Source organism: Streptococcus rifensis (genome assembly GCF_053203525.1).
Window position 1 is genome coordinate 90,761 of the sequence record NZ_JBRUCW010000007.1, and the last position, 24,051, is coordinate 114,811.

Below are 24,051 nucleotides of genomic sequence, written 5' to 3' on the forward strand. Positions count from 1 at the left end.
AATGGAAAAATAAAATAGATATCCGATGCTCTAAAAACACCTATGTATAATTATACCAAAATATATATTTTAAATAACCTGATTCCCCAACAAAAAATCATTCAAGTGAATTATCTCAATGCCTTCAACCATGCCAACGTCATCCCAGGAATTGGTAATGATGATTTTTTTATGTCCTGTTGGGAGGTGGAGAAGGCTGTCTGTTTCTCGTGTTGACGATTCTGGCAATCGATCCGTCACCTGAACATAAAGCGTCTGGTTAAATTTACTGGCTACAAAATCAATTTCCTTATTATCATACTTGCCAACAAAAACATCATAGCCTCTGCGAATCAGTTCTAGATAGACTAGGTTCTCCACCCTTGACCCGCGATTGCTGCTGCTTTTACGAAGTTGTGATAATACAAAACCTAAATCAACCGTATAATATTTGGCTAGGCTCTTCAAGCGCTCTTTTCCTCTAATATCATAGCGGCTAGCTTTATAAAATAGAAAAGAATCCTCTAGTAGGGCAAGATAGCTTTCGATAGTTGTGTTACTCACTTTTCGTCCTGTTGAACGGATGGTATTGGCAATTTTATTAGTTGATACCAATTGTCCGATATTGTCCAAAAGATAAGTTGCCACCCTTTCTAAAATATCAGGATCTTTAACCATAGTTCTCTGCGTAACATCTTTCAGTAAAATACTATTGTAAATTCCTGATAGGACGTCTATCTTTAGACCATCGTCTTCTTGCGGGACAACAGATGGAAAACCGCCGAAGGTTAAATATTCTTGTACATAACGGTGTCCTAAAGACAAATCTACACCTTTAAAGTCCAAAAATTCTCTAAAAGACAAGGGATGCATCTTGATTTCAATATAACGCCCTGTCAAATAAGTCGCCAATTCACCAGAAAGTAAGGAAGCATTTGACCCAGTCACGTAGATATCACAGTCATGGGCTACCCTTAAACCGTTAATCAGTTTTTGCCAGCCGTTAACTTCTTGAATTTCATCAAAGAGAAAATACAATTTTCCACTTACTGGCATTATCGCTTTGAGATAATCGTATAGTTTCTCATAGGTATTAATTGTAAAAAAATCTGGATTCTCAAAGTTAATAAAAATAATCTGACTCTCTAAAACGCCTTGTTCTAGGATAAGTTCTCGAATCATTCGCAACAGGTACGACTTTCCTGACCTCCTAACCCCTGTAATGACTTTTATAAATTCCGTATCCAGCGATTTTTTTACCTGATTAATATAATGTTCACGTCTAATAAGTTTTTTATCCATATTTTTAGTATATCATAAAAAAATCAAATTTTAAATATTTTTTCCACTTAACTATAAAAAATTTTTAGTTTTTAACTTTTTTTCACCAGACTGAAACATTTTGTGATAAGTACAAGAAAAAACCATCCAAATCTCTTGGATGGTTTGAAAACAACATCTGTTTTAGCTTTATTGCTTTGTTATAGACATCCTCTTTCGATGTCCAATGGTAAAGGTTTCAGTCACAGTTTTTTACGGATTAAAGGACACATGGACATGATCGTAGTGATTTTCGGTGATGTTGCCACGATCCGGCATCAGGTTCCAGGTGTAGGCTGGTCCATAGATACTATCGTATGGTGAGTAGAAACGCTGTTTCCAGATGATGTAGGAAATGTTTTTAGCTCCCATGTTGTTAACCGCATAGTCAGCCACCTGATCACCTAAAGCGCTATTGCTGGAGACGATAAAGTCAACCGCAAGACCTTTGCCATGATCACCTGAATCTCCTGGGCGAAGGGTACTGAACTCTGTAATGCCAAAGAGATTGGCGACTTCTTGCTGGAAGGCCGCTACATGTGGTTGAAGACCTGCGCTATCAACCGTTACATTATTAGCCGCAGGAGTCGCTTCGACAGATACTGCCTCCGCTGGTTCAGCAACCGACTGTGGTTCAACGACAGGAATCTCAGGTGCAGCTTCTGCTACAGGGATCTCCGTAACTGGAGCTGCTGCCACTTCGGTGGTTGCTTCAGGCTCTTGGGCAGGCGCTTCTGTACCTGTATCCTGATTGGCTTCCCCTGCAACTGCAGGTATTTCTGGAACAACAGGTGCTGCTTCCGCTGGAGCAGATGTTTCACTGCTTTCGGGGGCAACTTCATCAAGCTTCACTGTCTCATCTTCAATGACAACCTCCTGAGCTTCTAGGTCAATCGTAGCTTCTACAATTTCACCAGCTTGATCTGCTACAGGAGCTTCAATGACAATCTCAGTCGCTTGATCTTTTTTATCGTAGGTTGTCGTAATGGTTGTTTCTGGGAAAATAAGGTTGAGGTCCGCAATTTGATTGGCCTTGGCCAGTACCTCCATGTCAACTGACATGGCTTCTGCAATGGTTGAGAGGGTGTCACCATATTTAACCGTGTAAGTTTGGCTATTCCCCTGAGCGTTCAAATCAGCTTTAATTGCTTCTACTGAACGAGCTACCCAAGTTTCAGCTTCCGCTTCTTTGGCTGCAAAAAGGGAGAGTAAGATAGTTGATGTTAAAGCAAATTTTTTATGTAATGACATATCCATACCTTTCTTTTTTTCAAGATAATTCTTATCCTACCCCAGATCCAGTCTATAAGCAAGGATTTGAGTAGGGTTTTAAGACTTCTTAAACAAACAAAGATAGGATTGTAACGGTATGACTTATTTGTCATCTATTTCTAACCTAAGACATCTAACCTCACAATAATTCTGTCAACTTGCCAATTATGACTGACAGTCTATCCATTGAAAAGCTCACTTCCAAAAGTAAACGAAAAACTAAGGTAATAGCTTTTTTGTATCATCAGTAAAGCAAGAAAAATTTATTTTGGATAAATATATTGGACTGGACCAGGCACATAACCAGAACCATTCCAAACTAAGGTCGGGTTAAACCAGCCACGGAAATTGCCAATATACATTTTACCAGCATAGTTAGACTCTAAAATTTGGATGCGTGTTGCACTTTCGACATGAGTTACAACACCAACATGGCCATAGCCACCACCATCAGTTGGCCAGACGGCAACAGCACCAACTCTAGGAGTTGTTCCAACAGTGAAACCGAGGTTTCGAGCTGTTGTTGCCCAATCTTTGGCATTACCCCACCACTCACCGACCCAAGGGGCCACTTGTTTAGCCCCCCAAGTGCACTGACCAACTGGGTAGCTGGTTGCTTGGTAAGTCGTCGGAATAGTCGGTCTAGTCGTAGAACTTGTCGTTGATGGAAGATGCTTACTATCTACGGTAAAGTGGCTGGCAAGGATACCTTTTTGGCCATTGCCTTCCTTTTTGTAAACATGTAAATGGTACTTCCCACTGTCCTTATGCTGACTCAAAGCCAGACGGTGGGTATAAGTGCCGTTGTTTCCTGCTTGGGCGTTATACCAAACAAGATCGTCTTGGCCATTTTTGTCAGACCAAACCGCAAAAAGATAGGCTCCTGGTTCTGCATTATACAAGGTCAATTCATAAACACCTGTTTCAACAAATTTAGCTGCTGTTGATACAGAAACTTTTTGGGTTGTCTTAGACACGGCTTGGCTGGGCTGATCCAGTAGAACACTTGGTCCAACATACCCTACTCGACTGCCGTCTGAATAGTTGATATAGACGTGATTCTGATAGTGTCCAGCCAGACTATGGTGATTTTTGTTAGATAGGTCCAAGCTATAAACATTTTGAGCATTTCCTGTTAACTTGTACCATTTGATATTGCTCTGCTTGCTGTTACTCCAAACGGCGATATCTATTGAACTGACTGCTTTTTCAGCTTGAATATTGAGCTTGTAAGTTCCTTTTGCCTTGTCAACTTGCGAAGTGGTGATGGTGGCCTTAGGGGTTTTATTGACAGGCATTGATGGTTTCGGCGACCCGACTTGAACGGTAGTTACTCCAGCTCCTTCTAAGGGACTGCCAGCCTTGGAACGCAGATAGAGGTGAATATGATAAGTACCCGTGTCATTCTTGTGGTTTTTAGGGTCTACTTGGAGACGATAGGATCCATTTGTCATTCTAACCGCTTGATACCAAACAACATCATCCTGACCATTTTTATCCGACCAAGTAGGAAGAAGGACCTCCGCTGGTTGGTCTATAATCCCTGTCACTGTTATGTCAATCTTTCCAGCTTGACTGTAACTCGCATTGAGTTTGGGCTGATTTCGCTTTGCAGTTACTGATACTGTAGCAGGCTTATCTGAAGTGGTCATTGAACGTGCAAGTTTCGATGAACCCTCTTCATTACTGGACTGTTTGGCAGCAGATTTGATGTCGCTGGCAGATTCTGAGGAAGCTTTGCCTTGTTGAGTGCCTGTTGGAGTGGTTCTTACAGTAGATTGGGGACTAGCCTGAGTTGTTGATGTTTCCACAGGAGCCGGTGAAGTCGGTGTGGCTGAGGTTGTAACCTTTGTTGTTGCTTCAGTTACTGCCTGTGTTGTTAATTCTGATGCTGAGGTCGTGCTTTCTGACACAACTGTTGTTGTTTCTGCAGGCTCTCTCTGAAAAGTAGTTGCTTTGAGCAAGATTTTTTGATCACCGATGGTCTGATAGAGTTCGAGGTGATAGGTCCCTGCTCCAGTATGATTGCTCAGATCAATCTGGGTCTCAGGTCCTTGATAATCATAAAAAGTAAGATCGTCCTTACCATCTTCTTCAGACCAAATAGCATATTGCAGCGTCCCTTCTTGGGGAAGGTCGCCCTGATAGGTTAAGGTTACACGCTGGGTATCAGCTTGAACCTGTACGTTGATCCCATTCTCGTTGGCTAGGGCAGTTCCCGTCCCAGCAAGGGCTAAGTTTCCTAAAACTAAACTTGATAATAATATTTTTTTAAGTATCATATTATCTCCTTTCAAAGTCTTTATTCGTTGAAAATCGAAAATAATGACTAAAAAATCCAAAAACTCAGCAAAAGCTTTCAACATCCGAAGGCTGAAAACAACTGCTGAGTTTATATCATTAGGAATAAATCCTTGAAATATTATTAATGACGGAAATGTCTCACACCAGTGAAAATCATGGTGATACCGTGCTTGTTGGCCGCATCAATCGAGTCTTGGTCACGGACAGAGCCACCAGGCTGGATAATGGCCTTGATGCCTGTTGCTGCGATTTCTTCAATGTTGTCCGCAAAGGGAAAGAAAGCATCTGATGCCAGAACGGCACCATCTAGACGGTCTTTGGCTTGCTCGACGGCGATACGGACAGAAGCGACACGGTTGGTCTGACCAGGCCCAACACCAAGGGTTTGGTGGTCATTGGAAATCAAGATACCGTTTGACTTGACGTACTTGATAGCTTTCCAAGCAAACTCCAGGGCAACGCGTTCTTGTTCATCAGGCTGGCGCTCTGTTACCACTTGCCAGTCCGCTGGGGCTTCTTTAACCACATCTTGGTTTTGCACCAGCATCCCACCGATAACACCCGTATACTCGGCTTCTTTCTCGCTGGCGTCTTGCGCATCAAATGGCAACTCAAGGATGCGCAAGTTTTTCTTTTTGTTGGTCAAAATGGCTAGCGCTTCTTCTGAATAAGAGGGGGCAATGATGATTTCAAGGAAAATCGGGTGCATCTTTTCAGCCGTCGCGGCATCTACTTCTCGGTTTAAGACGACAATCCCACCGAAAATGGAAACCGAATCTGCTTCATAGGCATAGTCCCAAGCTTGCTCAATAGTGTCCGCTTGGCCGATCCCGCATGGGTTCATGTGCTTGAGGGCCACCACTGTCGGACGGTCCTTGAAGTCACGGATAATGCGAATCGCCGCATTTGCATCACGGATATTGTTGAAAGACAATTCCTTACCGTTCAACTGCTTAGCAGACGCAATTGAATAGTCCGTTGGAATGGCTTTTTGGTAGAAATCCGCATCCTGCTGTGGATTTTCACCGTAACGCATAGACTGATTCAAGTCGTAGGTCAAGGTCAATTTTTCTGGTTTCGTTTCACCGACCTGCTCTGTAAAGTAAGCAGCAATCAAGGCGTCATAGGCTGCGGTATGGCGGAAGACCTTGGCTGCCAGACGTTGACGGGTCGCATAGGTGGTTTCGCCATCAGCCTTGAGTTCATCCAGTACCACCGCATAGTCTGCCGGATCCACAACAACAGTCACGCTGGCATGATTTTTCGCTGCTGAACGAAGCATAGACGGTCCACCGATGTCGATGTTTTCCACTGCCAAATCATAGGTTACATCTGGGCGCAGGATGGTCTCCTTGAAAGGATAGAGGTTGACCACCACGAGGTCAATGAGCTCAATCTTGTTATCCTTAGCAGCCTGCAAGTGACTGTCCAAATCACGACGCGCCAAGAGGCCACCGTGGATTTTAGGATGAAGGGTCTTAACACGGCCATCCATCATCTCTGGAAAACCGGTCACATCGTCGATGGCGATGGTTGCCACACCTGCATTGTCCAGGGCAGTCTTGGTCCCACCTGTTGAGAGAATCTCCCAACCAAGCTGTGTCAATTCTTGGGCAAGTTCAACAATCCCTGCCTTGTCCGATACACTGATCAGTGCGCGTTTTGTCATGATTTCTCCTTTAATATTGTCTAATGTTTGGTGCCTGATAGGTCTGGATAAAGGCTTCAATCTCCTCTATTTTATCCGAAAAGAGGATTTTGTCTCGGTCTGTCTGACTGAGGAAACCTTCCGCTACCATGTGGTCATACATTTTCTTTAGAGGATTGAAGTAACCTGCAATATTGTACAAAATACAAGGTCCATCATTTTGGCCAATCCGCGACCATGAAATGACCTCGGTGATTTCTTCTAGGGTCCCTGGCCCACCAGGTAGGGCGATAAAAGCATCACCCATCGCAATCATTTTTGCCTTGCGGGTCGGCATATCGGGAACGACAATGAGTTCTGTGAGGTTCGGATGAGCAATTTCTCGGTCTTTGAGAAAGGCAGGCATGACCCCCGTAACTTGTCCACAATTCTTCAAAACAGTATCAGCAATCAGTTTCATCAGTCCAACCTTACCTCCACCGTAAACCAATTGATGCTGATTATCAGCAATCCAGTTACCAAGCTCAACGGTCTTCTTCTGATAAATAGGAGTTGTTCCATTGCTCGCGCCACAATAAACGGTTATGTTCATTTCTCAAATCTCTTTTCTAACTTTTCTTTATGGGATTTCATGATGTCTTCTAAAGAAATCTGGTACTTGTCTGCCAAAATAAAGACATTATCTAATACATCACCTAGCTCTTCCTTGATGTCTTCCAAATTATCTTGATCAGCAGTTTCCTCTTCATCTGGTCGGTCACGGCCAATTTCTTTTTTACGAACAGCCTGCGCCAACTCTCCTACTTCCTCTGTTAGAAAATTACAGCGGATAAAAGGATTGTATTCATACCAACTCCGTTCTTTGTAGAAACGACTGAGCCAGTCTTGATAGTCTTTTAAGTCCAATGTTGCCTCCTATTTTTTACCTAATCCGCCTCATACAGCAGATAATGTTCAAAATCAGCAGCTGTCAAAAGATAGTTTTTTCTTCTTGGGTTAAAACAAACTCAGGATATGTCGCAACCAAACTGGATAGATAAGTATACCGAGGGTGTTTTCGAAAGGAAAAACCATCCCGTCCAAACCGACCTTGGCAAAAGTCAAAAGACAGCTTCAATTCCTGACTTTTACTCCTTGCTAACATGGCTGCCAATTCTCCAAGAGATGCTTTATCACTATTATCAATCATGGCCCTCATGGTATTAGCCAACACAAACAACCAGTCCCTGCTATCTTCCAATTGACTTGGATAACTTTTTAACTTTTCTTTTAAAGCTAAATAATCTTGCTCGATAGACATTCACTATTTACCCCTTCCCAATTAATTTCATAGGCGATGTATTCATGGGAAAATTCATAACCCAGTTTTTCTGCTAAATCTAACGATATTTTCGTATGAGCATCCCAGCTAGGATAGAGGCTCCTGTCTAAACAAGCCAATATCAACTTAGCAGCGACAGCCTTTGCCAACCCCTTTCGCCTAAAATCAGAATGCGTATCAATCTCAAGTTCAATTCCACCCTCATAGGTCGAATAAGACGACGCTCCTGCAATGATTTCATTCTCTTTGACAGCAACAAATCCCATTCCCATTCGCTCATAGTGATTAAAACTATCATAATTGGCAACCAAATCAGCAACCCAATCTTGTACTAAACACTTTTCGTACTGTTGTTTATCGATTGGCAAAATCGATACCCCTTGTAAAGAAATTTTACCGTATTGTTCCAACTTTTGTGGCGAAAAAATAGTATCTTTCTTAGTTGCATAGCGTGTAAAAGCACGAGCGTGTTTCCCATATGAGTTCTCGATTAAATCTCGCCAACCTTGGTGCTGAGGAACCAAGATAATATCATCACCGGTACATTTATCTAGCAATTGTCGATTGGGTTGACCAGCTAAAAATCCAAAAGCTCCTCGGTTTCCTATTTTTGCTAGGGCAGATGTAGGATTTTCAGGATTATCTACTAAAACCTCCCCCATGAGCCCCTGCAAACAAGACCAAATCATGGTTTCTTCCCACCCTTCAAATAAAACAGCTACCTTATCATCATGTATAAACATACGAACTCCTTTAGTAACCATTTTATCATAAAATCTTATATTAAAACCCCTTCGACAAGACCGAAATCACCTCCGAATACAGCTCATACTCCGCTCCATGGATTCTAGCTTCAAAAGTTTCAATGGTGTCCTCAGGAAGGCGTGGGACACGAACCTGCTTGATGATTTGGCCCGTATCCACACCGGAATCCACCCAATGAACGGTAACACCGGATTCTTTGACCCCTGCCTTCCAGGCGTCTTCAATGCCATGGGCACCCGGAAATTCAGGCAAATAAGCCGGATGAATGTTGATGATTTTCCCTTCATAGGCAACTAGCAAGGTTGGACCGATAATCTTCATATAGCCCGCCAAAATGACCAAATCAATCTGGTGCTGGTCCAGCAGTTGAACCAGGGCTTCTTCATAAGCCTCTTTATTGGCAAACTCCTTGAGCGCAAAGCTATAATGCGTCACACCCAGCTTCTTGGCACGCTCGAGCACATAGGCCTCAGGCTTATCTGAGAAGAGAAATTCCACTGGAAATTGTTCAGCGATGACTTGAAAATTCGAGCCAGATCCACTAGCAAAAACAGCAAGCTTGGTCATCGAATCACCACACTAGCCTCTTCTTTTGTAAGAATTCGGCCGATTTCATACACCTCTTCATCTACTAAATCTTTAACAGCTGCGACCTTATCTGGATGAACTGCCAAGACCAAACCGATCCCCATGTTGAAGATTTCAAACATTTCTTCGTGCTTGATCTTGCCGTATGTTTCAAGGGCTTTGAAGATTGGTAAAACTGGAATCTGTTTTTCATCTATTTCAGCAGCCAACTCCTCACCAAACATGCGCGGAATATTTTCGATGAAACCACCACCTGTGATATGGGCAATCCCGTTGATCAGCCCTGCTTTTACGAGCGGTAGGACCTGCTTGACATAGATACGGGTTGGCTCCAAGAGAACGTCTTTGAGGGCTCTGCCTTTGAGTTCTGGCAAGAGAGCATCACCGTCCATGTCCGCAAAGACCTTACGGACCAAAGAATAGCCGTTGGAGTGGATACCGCTGGAAGCGAGACCGAGCAAGACATCGCCTTCTGCAACCTTGCTGCCATCGATGAGTTGGGATTTTTCAGCGATGCCGACCGCAAATCCTGCCAAATCGTAATCATCTTCACCGTACATGCCCGGCATCTCAGCTGTTTCACCGCCGATGAGGCCACAGCCTGCCTGCACACAGCCTTCTGCCACGCCAGCGACGACTTGCTCGAGCTTGGCCGGTTCATTTTTTCCGGTGGCGATGTAATCGAGGAAGTAAAGGGGCTCAGCACCTGCAGCGATGATGTCATTGACACACATGGCCACGCAATCCTGGCCGATGGTGTCGTGTTTGTCATACTGAATCGCCAACATGAGCTTGGTGCCGACACCATCCGTCCCTGAAACAAGGACAGGCTCTTTGACATCCAGCTGGGTCAAATCAAACATGCCACCAAAGCCACCGAGTGCCCCCATGACACCCAAACGTTACGTGCGGGCAACGTGTTTTTTAATCCGTTCAACGACTTCATAACCCGCTTCAACATCCACACCCGATTGGGCATAGGCATTTTTCTTTTCAGACATAAGGATTCCTTTCTTTGAAACACCACAAGATAGAGATACGATTATTTGACATTTTGAATGTAAAAACTGGTTTTTTCATTTAAACTGCGGAGGTATTCTTCTTCGTAATCATAGAGTGGAGTTGGGTAGTTGCCATCAAAATAAGCGACACACAAGCCTCCATTTGGTGCATCTGTTTCTAAGCCGATGGCCTCAATCATCCCATCCAAGGACAGGTAGGTCAGGCTGTCCGCTCCAATAATCTCGCAGACTTCCTCCACGCTATGGTTGGCCGAAATCAGCTCGCGACGGGTTTGAATATCAATCCCATAGAAGCAAGGGTACTTGAGCTCTGGGCTCCCAATCGCCACATGGACCTCAGCCGCACCCGCTTCGCGAAGCAACTGAACAATCCGACGTGAAGTTGTCCCACGGACAATCGAGTCATCAATCATGACCACACGCTTGCCCTTCACAACACCTGATACGGCAGACAACTTCATACGAACCCCTTGCTCTCGCAATTCTTGGGTTGGCTGAATAAAGGTCCGTTGGGTATATTGGTTTTTAACCAGACCCATTTCATTTGGCAGGGCAGATTCTTCGGCAAAGCCCATGGCTGCGCTAAGAGAGGAATTTGGCACACCGACCACAATATCGGCCTCATGTTGAAATTCCTGCGCCAGCTTTTTCCCCATATTCTTCCGAGCCGTATGGACATTGACCCCAGCAATGGTCGAATCCGGACGGGCAAAATAGACATATTCCATGGAACAGATGGCCAACTGGGTATCGGTCGTATAGCTGTCTTCCTGAATCCCCGCATCATCGATGATAAGGACTTCTCCAGGGCGAATGTCTCGTATCCACTCCGCACCAATCACCTCAAAGGCACAGGTTTCAGAAGCTACTACGATGGCACCATTCTTCATCTTCCCAAGTGACAGGGGTCGGAAACCATTGGGATCAAGAGCAGCAATCAATTTGTCTTCCACCATCAAGAGATAGGCAAAGCCACCTTTGACCGTTGAGAGAGCTTCCTTGACCTTGCCCATGAAACTCGGATTGTGGCTCCGGCGAATCAAATGCATCAGAATTTCAGTATCTGACGAAGCGTTAAAAATCGCTCCTTGTTTTTCCAACTCATTACGCAAAGAGGTCGCATTGGTCAAATTCCCGTTGTGGCAAAGACCAAACTCTCCGTCGTTAAATTTATACAGAAAAGGTTGAATGTTGCGGATATCTGCTGTGCCAGCAGTAGCATACCGAACATGACCGATTGCTGCATGACCGGTTAATTTTTCCAAGTCTTTGGGGTGCTTGAACACCTCAGAAAGCAAGCCTTTGTCACGGTGCCCTTTGAGTGTTCCATGGTCGTTAGAGACGATACCAGCTCCTTCTTGGCCTCGGTGTTGCAGGCTATGGAGCCCAAAATAGGCCAGTTGAGCAGCCTGGGGATGGCCCCAAACGCCAAAGACACCACACTCTTCATTTAGCGATTTTACGTCGTACATTGTTATTACCTTTAGTTTTGATAACTTCCTTATCAGATGGGGAAAAGGAGGACACCATCTGGCCCACCTTAATCCCTCTTTATTTCCCTGTAAAATAGCGGACCGCACTGTCAAACAAACCTTGGTCTTTTAAACCAGGGACATTTTGGAAGAGCCCCTCTTCCCAGCGTTCGCTGTGACCCATTTTCCCGATGATTTGACCGTTTCGGCTGCTAATTCCTTCAATAGCATAGAAGGAACCATTTGGATTGTAACGACTATCCATGCTTGGATTTCCTTCAAAGTCGACATACTGACTCCAAATTTGACCATGGTCACGCAACTCTGCAAATTCGTCTGCCGTGACCACAAATTTCCCTTCTCCGTGGGAAACTGGAATAGTATGCACATCGCCTACCGTGACACCTGCTAACCACGGTGAATTGGTATTGGCAATCCGGGTCTCAACCATCTTGGCAACGTGCTGGTTGGCATCATTGTAAAAGAGGGTTGGACTGGTTTCAGAAGCTGTCTCAAAGTTACCATACGGCAAGAGGCCAGATTTGACTAGGGCCTGGAAGCCATTACAGATACCAATGATGAGGCCACCACGGGCAATGAAGGCATCAATAGCCCTACGCACTTGCTCATTCAGCAGAATGTTAACGATAAATTTGGCAGAACCATCTGGCTCATCTGCCGCAGAGAAGCCACCTGCAAAGAAGAGGATCTGACTCTCACCGATTTTGGCGACCATTTCTTCAATCGACTGTTGAATAGCATCTGGATCCAAGGTTCGAAACGGTAGCAAGTCTACTCGAGCGCCAGCTTGTTCAAAAGCTTTAGCAGAATCGTACTCAGAGTTGGTTCCAGGAAAGACCGGAATATAAACGAGCGGTTGAACGACAGTTTCTTTAGCGGTCTTCACCACATCCGTCACCACTTCAGGAACAGAAGCCAGAGTTGTTTCCTGGTCAAAGGTCGTCGGATAAACCGTTTCTAACGTCCCTTCGTAGGCAGACAAGAGCTTGTCACCAGAAAGGCTCACACCGTTAACAGATAGGGTAAATTCCGCGACTGTTTGACCGATACTTGCAAGGCCGTTAATAGCATCTGGAGACGTGAAGACAAAGCCACCCAACTGCCCCGTCAAACTAGACGACAGGTCTGCAAGCGACACCTCAGCCCCGATGCGATTTCCAAATGTGGCTAAGGCAAGGCTTTCTAGAACCCCACCATATTTCACAGCAGAAGCAGATGTCACCGTGTACTTGTCCTGAATAGCGGTGAATTGGTCAAAGTTGGCTTTGATGCCGTCAAAAGCAATGTCTTCTGATAGGGCATAGCCTGGGATGTAGTAAATAGTTTCGCCTGCGGCTTTAAATTCTGGCGAGAGCACCTTGTCAACAGATGCTGTGGTCACCCCAAAAGCCACAAGCGTTGGTGGAACTGTTAACTCTTCAAAGGTCCCTGACATGGAGTCCTTCCCACCAATAGATGGCAAGCCCAACTGGATTTGGGCTTCAACAGAGCCCAACAAGGCCGCCACAGGCTGACCAAAACGCTCTGCCTGCTTGTCCATGCGTTGGAAGTATTCTTGGTAAGAAAAACGGGCTTGTTTCCACTGACTCCCTGCGGCTACCAAACGGCTCGTCGCTTCAATCACAGCATAAGCAGCCCCGTGATAGGGAGACCATTCCGCCAAATAGGGATGGTAGCCTTGGGCAATGGCTGACGCTGTTTGCGTTGTTCCGTGCTGAACAGGTAATTTTTGAACAGATGCTTCTGTTGGGGTCACTTGGTAACGCCCACCCAATGGGTGATTGACGGTAGAGCGACCGACAGAGGAATCAAAGATGGTCTGCAAGCCTTTTTGGCTGGTGTGGTTGAGATCTGAAAGGACAGCGAGTGTATCTGCTTCAAGGGTTTCTGCCGTAGTCACGCGTGCCTCAGGAATCTCACCCTCATGGTCCACCACCTTGGCATCTACGACCACGCGCACGCCGTTGGTGTCCAAAAAGGCCCGTTCAATATCAACGATCGTCCGACCTTTCCAGGTCATGACCAAACGAGGGTCTTCCGTAACGGTTGCCACTTCAACCGCTTGGATATTTTCCTTGGCTGCTGCTGCAATAAAGGCTGCCGTATCTTGCGGACGGACTACAACGGCCATCCGTTCCTGGCTTTCTGAAATAGCAATTTCTGTTCCATTTAAGCCTTGGTATTTGAGAGGCACCTTGTCCAAGTCAATGGTCAACCCGTCAGCCAACTCACCGATGGCCACGCAGACCCCACCTGCACCAAAGTCATTAGATTTCTTGATCAGACGGGTCACCTCACCATCTCTGAAGAGACGTTGAATCTTCCGCTCTTCAATGGCATTCCCTTTTTGGACCTCTGCCCCAGCTGTCTCAACCGATTCAGCCGTCTGGACCTTAGACGATCCCGTTGCCCCGCCAATACCGTCACGGCCAGTCTTACCACCTAGAAGAATGACCACATCCCCCGCTGCTGGCTGTTCACGAACCACATTTTCTTTTGGAGCAGCACCGACAACGGCTCCTAACTCCATGCGTTTGGCGACAAAGCCAGGGTGGAAGTATTCTTTGACATAAGTTGTCGCCAGACCGATTTGGTTGCCATAAGACGAATAGCCATGAGCGGCTGTCTTGGAAATGACCTGCTGTGGCAATTTACCTGCACGCGCCTCTGAAATCGGCTGGGTAATATCACCCGCTCCGGAAATCCGCATGGCTTGATAAACATAGGAACGCCCTGACAAGGGATCCCGAATGGCCCCACCAATACAGGTTGCTGCCCCACCAAAGGGCTCAATTTCCGTCGGATGATTGTGGGTTTCGTTCTTGAACATGAGGAGCCAGGGTTCTTTAACGCCATCAACGTCGACCTCAATCTCCACCGAACAGGCATTGATTTCATCCGACACTTCCATATCGTCCAAACGCCCATTAGCCCGTTCGAAACGTCCAAAGATCGTTGCCATATCCATGAGGGTTTGAGGTTTCTCACTGCCTCCCAATTCCTCTCGCATGGCCAAGTACTTGTCATAAGTCGCCTGCAGTTGCGCCTCAAATTTAGAGGCTGAAAAATCAATCTGTCGTAACTCTGTTTCAAAGGTTGTATGACGGCAGTGATCCGACCAGTAAGTGTCTAACACCTTTAATTCCGTCTCTGTTGGGAATCGCCCAATCGACTGGAAATAGTCTTTGATAAAGAGCAAATCGGCCACTTCCATGGCCAAGCCATGTTTGGCCTTGTAGTCAGCGAACTCTGCCTCACCAAAACTACCAAAAAAGTCCAAAACAGGAATATCCTCAGAAGACTGACTAAATTGCTCTTCCTGCAATCCCTTTTCAATGGCTTTAAAGCGTGAGTCTACTGGATTAAGCAAGTATTTTTTGATAGCCTTCAATTCCGTCTGCTCAATATCTTTATTTAAGAGATAGAGCTGAGCTGCTCTAACCGTTACCTTTTGGTCAGCTCCTAATAATAACAAGGCTTCTTGAGCTGATGCTGCCCGTTGATCAAATTGACCTGGCAAGGCCTCAATGGCAAAATAAGCATGATCTGAAAGAGTAATTTCTTCTTCCGTAAGAACCTTATCTGTCACCTGTTCTGAAAAGATATGTTTTTCAGCAGCAGAAACCAAATCCTCTTCTAGACCAAAGACATCATAGACCTGGACCAAGCGTAAAGTCTTTAAAGTGGTTAACTGTAGGTTCTCACGCAATTCTTTGACCAAGGCCTCTGACTTGATCCGAAACGCTTCTTTTTTCTCAACAAAAATCCGTTTGTTCATGAGTTTGATCTCCCATCAGTGGCAACACGGTCAAACGTAAGCCTATTTGACGTACTCACCGATAGCCATTCCTTTCTTTATCCTAGAGTCTTCAATTTGTCCAAAACAACCTGATAAACATCAGTCACCGAACCAAGATTGCGACGAAAGACATCCTTATCCATATGATTCCCTTCAACATCCCAGAGGCGGCAAGTATCTGGAGAAACCTCATCCGCCAAAATAATTTGACCAGACGGGGTCCGTCCAAATTCCAACTTATAATCAATTAAGGTTAAGCCAACTTTAGCAAACAAGTCCTTGAGAACCTCATTGACGCGACGAGCCTCTTCTTTTAGATAAACCAACTCCTCAGCAGTAGCAACCTTTAAAAACAAAGCGTGTTCGTCATTAATGAAGGGATCGTCTAAGCCGTCATTTTTATAGTAAAATTCTACAATCGGCTCAGGTAAGAGTTGACCTTCCTTGATCCCAAATCGCTTGGAAAATGATCCTGCCGTGTAATTTCGTAAGACAACCTCCAAAGGAATAATGTCCACCTTAAGATTACTTTGTTCGGTTTCTGATAATTCCTCAATAAAATGAGTTTTTATCCCAGCAGTCTCTAACTGCTTAAAAATAAGAGACGAAATCTGATTATTGAGACGCCCTTTCCCCTGAACCACTTCTTTACGTGCCCCATTTAACATGGTTGCCTGGTCCTTATACTGAGCAATAATCACATTCTCGTCTGGTGTGCTGTATAAATCTTTGGCCTTCCCCGAATAAATCAATTGTCTTGACATGGAATCGTTCGCCTTTCTTTATTTGTAGATAATTTTAACACAGAATCATGCTTTGTTCAAGAGAAATCATGAATTATCAAACATAAAACAAAAACAAACGTTCGTATTCCGAACGTTTGTTTTTAAATCTTATTAATCGCTTTCTTTAGCTTAAACAAAGACAGTTAGTTCTGTTCTTTTTGAGCTTGAATGAAATCAACTACCTCCCCTAAATTTTCAAACTGGTCTGCCACTTCATCACTAATTTCTATGTCAAAAGCATCCTCAAGACTGATAATAAACTCCATTACCTGGACAGAATCTGCAAAACCATTCTGAACAGAATAACTTTCAGTTAAAGGAGTGACATCTTCCATATACTCCTTGGCAATAGTCACAACTTTCTCAAAAATATCTGCTCTTGTCATCTTTTATTCCTCAACTTTTGAAAATTCTTGAACCGATTGACCCACCACATCCGTCTCTAGCATGGTACGAATCTGGTGAATAGTGCTGACAATACTTTTAGCATCGCTGGATCCATGAGCCTTAACCACCGGTGCTTTCAGTCCAAAGAGCACCGCACCTCCTGCATCAGAGTAATCCAAGCTTTTTTTCAAGGTCTTGAGACTTGGCTTCAGGAGAAGAGCACCAAGTTTCGCCCGTAAACCCCCAGCATTAATTGCTGTTTTTAACTGCCCCATGATTGAGAGGGCTGTTCCTTCGATGGTTTTAAGGACAGCATTGCCCGTAAAGCCGTCAGTAACAACTACATCGGCAACACCATTTAATAACTCACGCGCCTCAATATTGCCAATAAAGTTAAGACTTAAATCTTCTGACAGAAGCTGATACGCTTCTTTGCGAAGCGGATCCCCTTTACTAGCCTCCGTACCATTGTTTAAGAGACCGACACGCGGCTTAATCACACCACGGACATTCTTAGCATAGAAGGAACCAAGTACAGCATACTGATGAAGGTGTTTCGGTGTGCTCTCTGCATTTGCACCTAAATCAAGCATGTCAAATCCTTCTCCCCCCATAGAAGGTAAGGTTGATAGTAGGCCGGGACGGTCAATTCCTTTAATCCGACCAACCACAAAGAGACCAGCCGCTAAAAGAGCGCCTGTATTTCCTGCAGATAAAACTGCATCGGCACCGCCATCCTTGACTGCCTTAGCTGCCAAAACCATTGAAGCTTGCTTTTTCTGACGAATAGCCTTAGCAGGCTCATCATCAGAATTGATTTTTTCATCCGTATGAATGATACTAACACGTTCAGAAGTTTTTAAATGCTCCTGAATTTTAGCCTCATCTCCATACAAGATGACCTCAATGTCATCAAAGTTGGCTAGGGCTTGATTAACACCTTCTACAATAGCCTTTGGCGCATGGTCACCACCCATAGCGTCAACAGCAATTCTCTTCATATCTGACTCCTTCATTTCTGTATTAGTCTTATTTTACCATAATTTGTGCTAATCTCGGTGCATTAACTGTCTCCAATCCGTCATTTCATTGATAAATTTCTTGGATTTAAGATGTATGCCAACATACTCTTCGTAAAGCTGATCCAAAAACTGACGAATCTTGGCCTTCATTTCAGGTTGAACAGATATGGTTTTCAATTCTTCAAAACTAACCGCCTGAAAGCGACTCAGTAGATAAATGACATTAGGATCAAGCTGAGCGCGGTGCTGGTCTTGAGCCTGATGTTGTGGGCAGAGACACCCTGCATATTGATAGGAAAAGTCTAAGGGCTGTCCGACTCGATGGCAGACTACGCACTCTTCAAAATTGAGGCTAACCCCAAATCGACTAAGGATCTGAACTTCAAAAATATTGGTTAGGACTTCTTCATCCAATCCCTCTTCCATTAATTCCAGGGTCCTGACCAAAAAAGCAAAGAGACTTGGATCAGCTACATTGTCATGAATGGCTGCATCTGCTAAAGCCAAGAGATAGGTGGCATAGGCTAATTTAAAGATATCTTGATTGATAACAGAAAAGGTCTGGCTGTCGCGATAATCCTCGATAAAACCTAACCCGTCTTGTCCCAATTTAAGAATGAAATCTGACTGGGTCAAGGGTTGAATCACTGGAGTTAACTTGGAATCCCTAGCATGTTTAACGAAAAACATTCGCTTTCCCTCAAGTTCAGTGAAAATTTTGACCAGCATATCATTCTCACGGTAAGGGCGATTATAGAGGACTAGACCTCTAGTCTCAACGCGATTCATCCGACTCCATGAAGCGTGCCAAGCGCTTCATGGCCTCCTTAATCTTATCCATACTAGCCGCGTAGGATACGCGGACATAGCCTTCGCCATACTGGCCAAAAGCTGCTCCTGGAATGAAAGCCACAGCCTCTTGACGAGCAAATTTTTGCAAAAATTCAAAGGAATTTTGATTATAGCCAACTGGAATCTTGGCAAAAATGTAGAAAGCTCCATCTGGTCGGATAATCTCAAAACCTAAGGCAGCCATTTTTTCCATAATATAGTCACGACGAGCCATATAAGCCTTCCGCATCGGTACAGCATCATCTTTGCCATTTTTAAGAGCTTCTAAAGCCCCGTGTTGAGCCATGGTGGCTGCTGCTGTGACCAGATATTGGTGGCTCTTAATCAACTGAGCAGTAAGGTTAGCCGGTGCAAAAATGAGACCGATGCGCCAGCCCGTCATGGCATGACTCTTTGAAAGACCCGATACCAAGATTGTTTGTTCTGGCAGATATTCCGCAATAGACACATGCGCTGCTCCTGTATATGTTAATTCTGCATAAACTTCATCTGCAATTACAAAAATTTCATATTTTTTTAAAACTTCAGCAAAAGCCCTAATCTGTTCTCTTGAGTAAGTTACCCCTGTTGGATTAGCAGGGTAATTCAAAATCACAGCCTTGAGCTTTTCTCCTTGAGCCTCTATGGCTTCTTCCAACATTTCAGGTGTTAACACAAAACCGTTTGATGTCGTATTAATTTCAACCACTGAGCCGCCTAACAAGTCAACAATCGGTTCATAACCGGGATAGGCTGGTGCGGGTAGGAGAACTCTATCTCCAGGCTCAATGATGGCCGCTAGACTAGCAGATAAGGCTTCTGTCGCGCCGACCGTCACTAAGATTTCATTTTCTGGATTGTAACTAAGTTGGTATTTCTCATGCATAAACTCTGCGGCAGCCTGACGGAGTTCCAAAAGCCCACTCATCCCAGTATAGTAAGACTGGTTTGCATTAATCGCTGCCTTAGCCGCTTCCTTGACATGCTCAGGTGTTGTAAAATCTGGCTCCCCCAAAGTCAGTTTTAAAATTCCCGGAATGTCTGAAATTGATTGATCAAATTGACGAATCATCGATACCTGAATTTTGTCCAAATTTTTATTAAAGCGTTTCGTTAAATCCATACCCTTACCTCATAATCTGTAATACCTTATTATACCTTAAATCTGAATATTTTGAAAAAGTTTCCTTCCTCGACCATGATAATCAGATCTGAAAAAGAAAGAAAGGTTGACCTCACAGCCAAACCTTCCCAAACTTATTTCCCTTCAAATAAGGGCGATAACGGACGTTTTTCGTGAATACGGACAATGGCATCCGCCAATAAATCCGCAATCGAGATTTGCTCAATCTTATCAATAAGGCGATCTTCCGGTGTGTAAATCGTATCCAAAACAATTAATTTCTTAATGGCAGACTTTTGGATATTATCCATAGCAGGACCCGATAAGACCGGATGAGTACAGCTTGCATAAACGTCAACTGCACCAGCTGCAGCTAAGGCATCTGCTGCATGGCAAATCGTCCCTGCTGTATCAATCATATCATCAATCAAAATACAAGTTTTCCCATCCACCTTACCGATGATGTTCATAACCTCTGAGGTATTCATCTTGTCGACACTACGACGCTTATCAATAATAGCAATTGGTGTTTTTAAAAACTCAGCTAACTTACGCGCTCGCGTCACACCACCGTGGTCAGGCGAGACGACCACATAATCAGATCCAGTCATCCCTCTACGCTCAAAGTAGTCAGCAATCAGAGGAGCACCTAACAAATGATCAACTGGAATATCAAAGAACCCTTGAATTTGTGACGCATGTAAATCAATTGTGAGTAGGCGATCAACACCAGCAATCTCTAACATATTAGCCACTAATTTAGAGGTAATGGGTTCTCGGGCACGCGCTTTACGATCTTGACGAGCATAGCCATAGTAAGGCATTACAATGTTAATAGATTCAGCGCTTGCTCTTTTGAGAGCATCTACCATAATCAAAATTTCCATTAGATTATCATTGACTGGAGAAGATGTTGATTGAAGAATATAAACTTCCATTCCTCGAACAGACTCTTCAATATTAACTTGGATTTCTCCATCTGAAAAATGACGTACTGTCGATTTGCCTAATGAAATTCCCATCGTATCTGCCACTTTTTTCGCTAATTCCTGATTTGAAGATAAGGAAAAAAGCATTAAGTTCACGTATGACATATTGCCCTCCATTTAAATTTTACGTAACTACCACTAAAATAATTTTAACGCTTTTTGAACCATTTTTCAAATAATATTTTGATAAATAGAACATTTCGGATAACTGATTTTGCATATTAGTCCTAGCTAAAGCATTCGTTGACCATCCAGCAAAATCCTATATCCCCACAAAAAAAGAGAACGATAGTCGCTCTCTTTAAAAGACATTGTGTTATGACTAACATCTAGCAAAGTATTTCTTTTATGGGTAAATGTACAAGACTGTACCGCCACCCCATGTACCAGCAGTCGGGTTAAACCAGCCACGATAATTTCCGATTGACATATTACCTGCATAGTTTGATTCAGAGACTTGAATATTAGTTGCAGACTGAACAGCTGTTACCACAGCAACGTGTCCGTATCCACCACCATCATATGGCCAAACTGCTACTGCACCAACAACCGGTGTAGAACCAACTGAGTATCCAGCAGCTTGTGCTGAAGCTGGCCACTGATTAGCATTGCCCCAGTAATTTCCAACCCAAGGAGCTAGGGCCTTGGCTCCCCAAGTACATTGACCAACTGGATAAGTGTTTGAAGCAGAGTAAGATACTTTCGTAGTTGTTGCAGATGGTTCTGGAGTTGCTACATCATTAGCTGCTACAACGGTTGAATCCGATACAGTTGTTGCTGAGGCACCTGACGTATCCCCTGAATTGGTTTGCGTCGTTACATTAGAAAGTACAGTCGGAGTCGCTGTTGTTGCAGAAGCAGCCAAAGCTTTTGCTTGAGCTTCTTGAGCAGCACGATATGCGGCCTCCTCGGCAGCTGCCTTTGCAGCCGCAGCTTCGGCAGCTGCTTTTTGTTCTAGCAATGATTGCTTTTCATTTTCAGCAGTTGACAATTCAGCAGCCAAATTCAATTTTGCAACTTCCAATTCAGCCTGTTGAGTTTTCAATGCCTGCTCATCATCTGACAATTGTTGCTGGTTAGCAGCAATCGTATTGATAGCTTCTTGGTTTGCTTTTTGTTTTTCTTCAATGGCTGCTTTATCAGCTTCTTGCTGGCGAATCAAGTCATTGTTAGCTGATACAAGTTCTGTCATCGCAGTTACACGAGATACAGCATCCGAAATAGAATTTGAATCAAGAACAGTTGCAATGTAGTTAATCGCTGTCCCCTCGGTCTGAGCAGAGCGTGCTTGAGCAGACAGTACTTCATTGCGGGCAACGATATTTTCCGAAAGGACTGTAATTTCTTCAAAGAGAGCATCTGATTCGGCCTGAAGTTTTTCATTTTCAGCTGCTAATTTAGATTGCTGGTCCTTGATTTGATTTACATTTGCCTGAATAGAATCAACCTGAGCTTGTGCTGCTGCTTGTTGCGAATTTAAGCTTGAAATTTTATTCTCAACGGCTGAAATTTTCGAATCTGTATCCTGTGCTAATACTGATGATGTGGGAGCCAATTGAGTTAGAGCAAGTGTACTTAAAAGCACCGTTGCCAGAATTTGTTTTTTCATAATACTGGAAAGAATCTCCTCATATAATAAGTCCAATTTATATTATAACAGAAAAAGCCCGTACAAATGTTACGCCTTCTTTACAATTCAGTATCTATCTTCCTTAAAGAAGCTTAAATGAAGCATATATACTACAAATGAAAGAAGATAATTCACAATTAAGGTTGGAAAGAAATGGGTTATCATCCAAAACCAAGAATAATTTCTAGAACCCTCTAATAAAACTGAAAAACCTAGGAGCGATATTTCAAATAAAAAGATGACAACTACTGAAACCAGGCTAAATGATAGCACATTAAACTTAAGTACACTTAGATAATAACTTGACAAAAGAAATAAAATCGGCAAGATAAAAATTGTGCAGCCTAGTGTTTGTAGGTGCATAATATCAAATAAAAATCCAAAAAGTGTGGACCATAACAATATTTTCTGAATTGAAAAAGTCCGCATTGACAAGATTAACCATAAGATCATGATATAAATGGAAAAAGTATAGGGAATCGGTAAAAAAGAAGCTAAAAAGAACCCCAAATGCCCATCTAGAAAAAGAAAAAGAAAAGAGAGTAAATAAACAAAAATACGTTTTAGGCCCTTCATATATCCCTTCCTACTAAAATAACATTATAAATCCGAGAAAAATCTACACTCGGTGTAACTAGAACTTCAATCCCCAGTTTATCCTTGTCATCAATCACAGTTGATACGGTACCAATAAAAATATTAGCCGGATAGGATTCTGAAAAATCGCTTGTAACAATTGTTTGCCCAACCTCTACTCCACTTGTCTGATTTAATTGAGTTATTCTAAAAACATGATTTCTAGCATCATAATCAGACAAAATACCATAAGTAGGATTAGCTCCCTCTATTTTTACTGGAATAGAAGGAGCATAAAAATCATCAGATAGCAATTGTACAGTAGAACTGTCATCTTCGATTGAAATGATTGTCCCTACTACACCATTATTGGCTAGCACAAGCATATTCTCAGTTACACCATCTTGCCTTCCTTTAGAAAGAACGAGTTCTGATGTCCACGTTGAAGAAAGTCTAGAGATGACCTCAGCAGTTATATACTTCCTCTCCTGGTATCTTTCAAATAATTCCATTGATTCACGCAAGGACACATTCTCTGATTTTAAACTATTATTTTCGCTAACAAGTGTTTGATAATCAGATAATTCTTTCTTTAGAATCTTATTCTCTTCAAAAGTTGAAAATAGAGCCCTGCTATCAGTAACTATATCTGAGACAAAATGAAATGGTTTAGAAAAAAACCGATTAACTAATCCAGTAGTTGGACGGAAAAAATCTACAACTAAATCTCTAGTGTTAAAGATAATAAACACTAAGAATGGAAAAACAAGTAAGGAAAAAAATAAATAGATAAGATATTTTGATTTAAACTTCAAAGTAGAACCCCCAGAGTAAAAAAATAACGAGATATCAGAAGATAATCTCGTCAGAACGGAGAATGGGGGATTCGAACCCCCGCGCCAGTTACCCGACCTAACGATTTAGCAAACCGTCCTCTTCAGCCTCTTGAGTAATTCTCCAATATATAAAAAAGGAATGGGCACGAATGGAATCGAACCATCGACCTCACGCTTATCAGGCGTGCGCTCTAACCATCTGAGCTACGCGCCCAATATTATTCCAAATAAGAAATGGCGCGAGACGGAATCGAACCGCCGACACATGGAGCTTCAATCCATTGCTCTACCAACTGAGCTACCGAGCCAACATTGCGGGAGCAGGATTTGAACCTACGACCTTCGGGTTATGAGCCCGACG

19 protein-coding genes, 3 tRNA genes and 1 pseudogene are annotated in these 24,051 nt (G+C 43.5%); all 23 read right to left on the minus strand.

The genetic code is table 11. From position 1 onward, the window contains the following. Positions 1–69: 69 nt before the first annotated feature. The 23 genes and pseudogenes from ACVRYP_RS05745 to ACVRYP_RS05855 all read right to left on the minus strand — a co-directional run bounded on the left by ACVRYP_RS05745 (position 70) and on the right by ACVRYP_RS05855 (position 23,998). Positions 70–1,281 carry an ATP-binding protein gene (locus ACVRYP_RS05745; RefSeq protein ID WP_447467790.1) on the minus strand — a complete coding sequence of 404 codons (1,212 nt, stop codon included), beginning with the start codon at positions 1,279–1,281 and terminating at the stop codon, positions 70–72. Positions 1,282–1,512: 231 nt separating this feature from the next. Beyond that, on the minus strand, positions 1,513–2,550 hold the full coding sequence (locus tag ACVRYP_RS05750) for a LysM peptidoglycan-binding domain-containing protein (RefSeq protein WP_447467791.1): 1,038 nt from the start codon (positions 2,548–2,550) through the stop codon (positions 1,513–1,515). Positions 2,551–2,834: 284 nt separating this feature from the next. Further along, the gene (locus tag ACVRYP_RS05755; protein WP_447467792.1) at positions 2,835–4,853 is read right to left on the minus strand and encodes a GBS Bsp-like repeat-containing protein; all 2,019 of its coding nucleotides are present in this window, start codon (positions 4,851–4,853) and stop codon (positions 2,835–2,837) included. A gap of 143 nt (positions 4,854–4,996) precedes the next feature. Then, on the minus strand, positions 4,997–6,544 hold the full coding sequence (gene purH / locus ACVRYP_RS05760; protein WP_447467793.1) for a bifunctional phosphoribosylaminoimidazolecarboxamide formyltransferase/IMP cyclohydrolase: 1,548 nt from the start codon (positions 6,542–6,544) through the stop codon (positions 4,997–4,999). A 10-nt stretch (positions 6,545–6,554) separates the two neighbouring features. Continuing rightward, positions 6,555–7,115, minus strand: a complete 561-nt coding sequence (locus ACVRYP_RS05765) for an LOG family protein (protein ID WP_447467794.1) — start codon at positions 7,113–7,115, stop codon at positions 6,555–6,557. Further along, the gene (locus ACVRYP_RS05770) at positions 7,112–7,429 is read right to left on the minus strand and encodes a MazG nucleotide pyrophosphohydrolase domain-containing protein (protein ID WP_447467795.1); all 318 of its coding nucleotides are present in this window, start codon (positions 7,427–7,429) and stop codon (positions 7,112–7,114) included. The genes ACVRYP_RS05765 and ACVRYP_RS05770 overlap by 4 nt, the downstream gene beginning before the upstream one ends. Before the next feature lie 64 nt (positions 7,430–7,493). Further along, positions 7,494–7,823, minus strand: a complete 330-nt coding sequence (locus tag ACVRYP_RS05775) for a hypothetical protein (protein ID WP_447467796.1) — start codon at positions 7,821–7,823, stop codon at positions 7,494–7,496. Further along, a complete protein-coding gene (locus ACVRYP_RS05780; RefSeq protein WP_447467797.1) occupies positions 7,799–8,587 on the minus strand; it encodes a GNAT family N-acetyltransferase in 789 nt (262 codons plus the stop codon). The genes ACVRYP_RS05775 and ACVRYP_RS05780 overlap by 25 nt, the downstream gene beginning before the upstream one ends. Positions 8,588–8,627: 40 nt before the next feature. Next, positions 8,628–9,176, minus strand: a complete 549-nt coding sequence (purN, locus tag ACVRYP_RS05785) for a phosphoribosylglycinamide formyltransferase (protein WP_447467798.1) — start codon at positions 9,174–9,176, stop codon at positions 8,628–8,630. After that, positions 9,173–10,198: pseudogene (purM, locus tag ACVRYP_RS05790) on the minus strand (phosphoribosylformylglycinamidine cyclo-ligase). The gene purN and the pseudogene purM overlap by 4 nt, the downstream one beginning before the upstream one ends. Before the next feature lie 41 nt (positions 10,199–10,239). Then, entirely contained in the window at positions 10,240–11,691 is a 1,452-nt protein-coding gene (gene purF / locus ACVRYP_RS05795; protein ID WP_447467799.1) for an amidophosphoribosyltransferase, read from the minus strand. Positions 11,692–11,770: 79 nt separating this feature from the next. Next, positions 11,771–15,490, minus strand: coding sequence for a phosphoribosylformylglycinamidine synthase (locus ACVRYP_RS05800; protein ID WP_447467800.1), 3,720 nt, complete (start codon positions 15,488–15,490; stop codon positions 11,771–11,773). Positions 15,491–15,567: 77 nt separating this feature from the next. Next, positions 15,568–16,275: a phosphoribosylaminoimidazolesuccinocarboxamide synthase gene (gene purC / locus ACVRYP_RS05805; protein ID WP_447467801.1), complete on the minus strand. Its 708-nt coding sequence runs from the start codon at positions 16,273–16,275 to the stop codon at positions 15,568–15,570. A gap of 164 nt (positions 16,276–16,439) precedes the next feature. After that, the gene (locus ACVRYP_RS05810; protein WP_447467802.1) at positions 16,440–16,682 is read right to left on the minus strand and encodes a phosphopantetheine-binding protein; all 243 of its coding nucleotides are present in this window, start codon (positions 16,680–16,682) and stop codon (positions 16,440–16,442) included. A gap of 3 nt (positions 16,683–16,685) precedes the next feature. Continuing rightward, entirely contained in the window at positions 16,686–17,684 is a 999-nt protein-coding gene (gene plsX, locus ACVRYP_RS05815) for a phosphate acyltransferase PlsX (RefSeq protein WP_447467803.1), read from the minus strand. A 48-nt stretch (positions 17,685–17,732) separates the two neighbouring features. Continuing rightward, entirely contained in the window at positions 17,733–18,494 is a 762-nt protein-coding gene (gene recO / locus ACVRYP_RS05820; RefSeq protein ID WP_447467804.1) for a DNA repair protein RecO, read from the minus strand. After that, a complete protein-coding gene (locus tag ACVRYP_RS05825) occupies positions 18,481–19,659 on the minus strand; it encodes a pyridoxal phosphate-dependent aminotransferase (RefSeq protein ID WP_447467805.1) in 1,179 nt (392 codons plus the stop codon). The genes recO and ACVRYP_RS05825 overlap by 14 nt, the downstream gene beginning before the upstream one ends. Before the next feature lie 134 nt (positions 19,660–19,793). Next, a complete protein-coding gene (locus tag ACVRYP_RS05830) occupies positions 19,794–20,753 on the minus strand; it encodes a ribose-phosphate diphosphokinase (protein ID WP_447467806.1) in 960 nt (319 codons plus the stop codon). Positions 20,754–20,994: 241 nt separating this feature from the next. Beyond that, on the minus strand, positions 20,995–22,257 hold the full coding sequence (gene pcsB / locus ACVRYP_RS05835; protein WP_447467807.1) for a peptidoglycan hydrolase PcsB: 1,263 nt from the start codon (positions 22,255–22,257) through the stop codon (positions 20,995–20,997). A 593-nt stretch (positions 22,258–22,850) separates the two neighbouring features. Beyond that, entirely contained in the window at positions 22,851–23,669 is an 819-nt protein-coding gene (gene mreC, locus ACVRYP_RS05840; protein ID WP_447467808.1) for a rod shape-determining protein MreC, read from the minus strand. Between the two features lie 56 nt (positions 23,670–23,725). Beyond that, positions 23,726–23,813, minus strand: a tRNA-Ser gene (locus tag ACVRYP_RS05845). A gap of 17 nt (positions 23,814–23,830) precedes the next feature. Continuing rightward, positions 23,831–23,904, minus strand: a tRNA-Ile gene (locus ACVRYP_RS05850). A gap of 21 nt (positions 23,905–23,925) precedes the next feature. Further along, positions 23,926–23,998 (minus strand) — tRNA-Phe (locus ACVRYP_RS05855). Positions 23,999–24,051: the final 53 nt, after the last annotated feature.

Coding starts and splice junctions, on each gene's coding strand:
- ACVRYP_RS05750 (WP_447467791.1), bottom strand. CDS start 2,550: ATGTCATTACATAAAAAATTTGCTTTAACATCAACTATCTTACTCTCC.
- ACVRYP_RS05765 (WP_447467794.1), bottom strand. CDS start 7,115: ATGAACATAACCGTTTATTGTGGCGCGAGCAATGGAACAACTCCTATT.
- plsX (WP_447467803.1), bottom strand. CDS start 17,684: ATGAAGAGAATTGCTGTTGACGCTATGGGTGGTGACCATGCGCCAAAG.
- purC (WP_447467801.1), bottom strand. CDS start 16,275: ATGTCAAGACAATTGATTTATTCGGGGAAGGCCAAAGATTTATACAGC.
- ACVRYP_RS05745 (WP_447467790.1), bottom strand. CDS start 1,281: ATGGATAAAAAACTTATTAGACGTGAACATTATATTAATCAGGTAAAA.
- ACVRYP_RS05755 (WP_447467792.1), bottom strand. CDS start 4,853: ATGATACTTAAAAAAATATTATTATCAAGTTTAGTTTTAGGAAACTTA.
- recO (WP_447467804.1), bottom strand. CDS start 18,494: ATGAATCGCGTTGAGACTAGAGGTCTAGTCCTCTATAATCGCCCTTAC.
- ACVRYP_RS05810 (WP_447467802.1), bottom strand. CDS start 16,682: ATGACAAGAGCAGATATTTTTGAGAAAGTTGTGACTATTGCCAAGGAG.
- ACVRYP_RS05830 (WP_447467806.1), bottom strand. CDS start 20,753: ATGTCATACGTGAACTTAATGCTTTTTTCCTTATCTTCAAATCAGGAA.
- pcsB (WP_447467807.1), bottom strand. CDS start 22,257: ATGAAAAAACAAATTCTGGCAACGGTGCTTTTAAGTACACTTGCTCTA.
- ACVRYP_RS05825 (WP_447467805.1), bottom strand. CDS start 19,659: ATGGATTTAACGAAACGCTTTAATAAAAATTTGGACAAAATTCAGGTA.
- purH (WP_447467793.1), bottom strand. CDS start 6,544: ATGACAAAACGCGCACTGATCAGTGTATCGGACAAGGCAGGGATTGTT.
- ACVRYP_RS05775 (WP_447467796.1), bottom strand. CDS start 7,823: ATGTCTATCGAGCAAGATTATTTAGCTTTAAAAGAAAAGTTAAAAAGT.
- purN (WP_447467798.1), bottom strand. CDS start 9,176: ATGACCAAGCTTGCTGTTTTTGCTAGTGGATCTGGCTCGAATTTTCAA.
- ACVRYP_RS05800 (WP_447467800.1), bottom strand. CDS start 15,490: ATGAACAAACGGATTTTTGTTGAGAAAAAAGAAGCGTTTCGGATCAAG.
- ACVRYP_RS05780 (WP_447467797.1), bottom strand. CDS start 8,587: ATGTTTATACATGATGATAAGGTAGCTGTTTTATTTGAAGGGTGGGAA.
- purF (WP_447467799.1), bottom strand. CDS start 11,691: ATGTACGACGTAAAATCGCTAAATGAAGAGTGTGGTGTCTTTGGCGTT.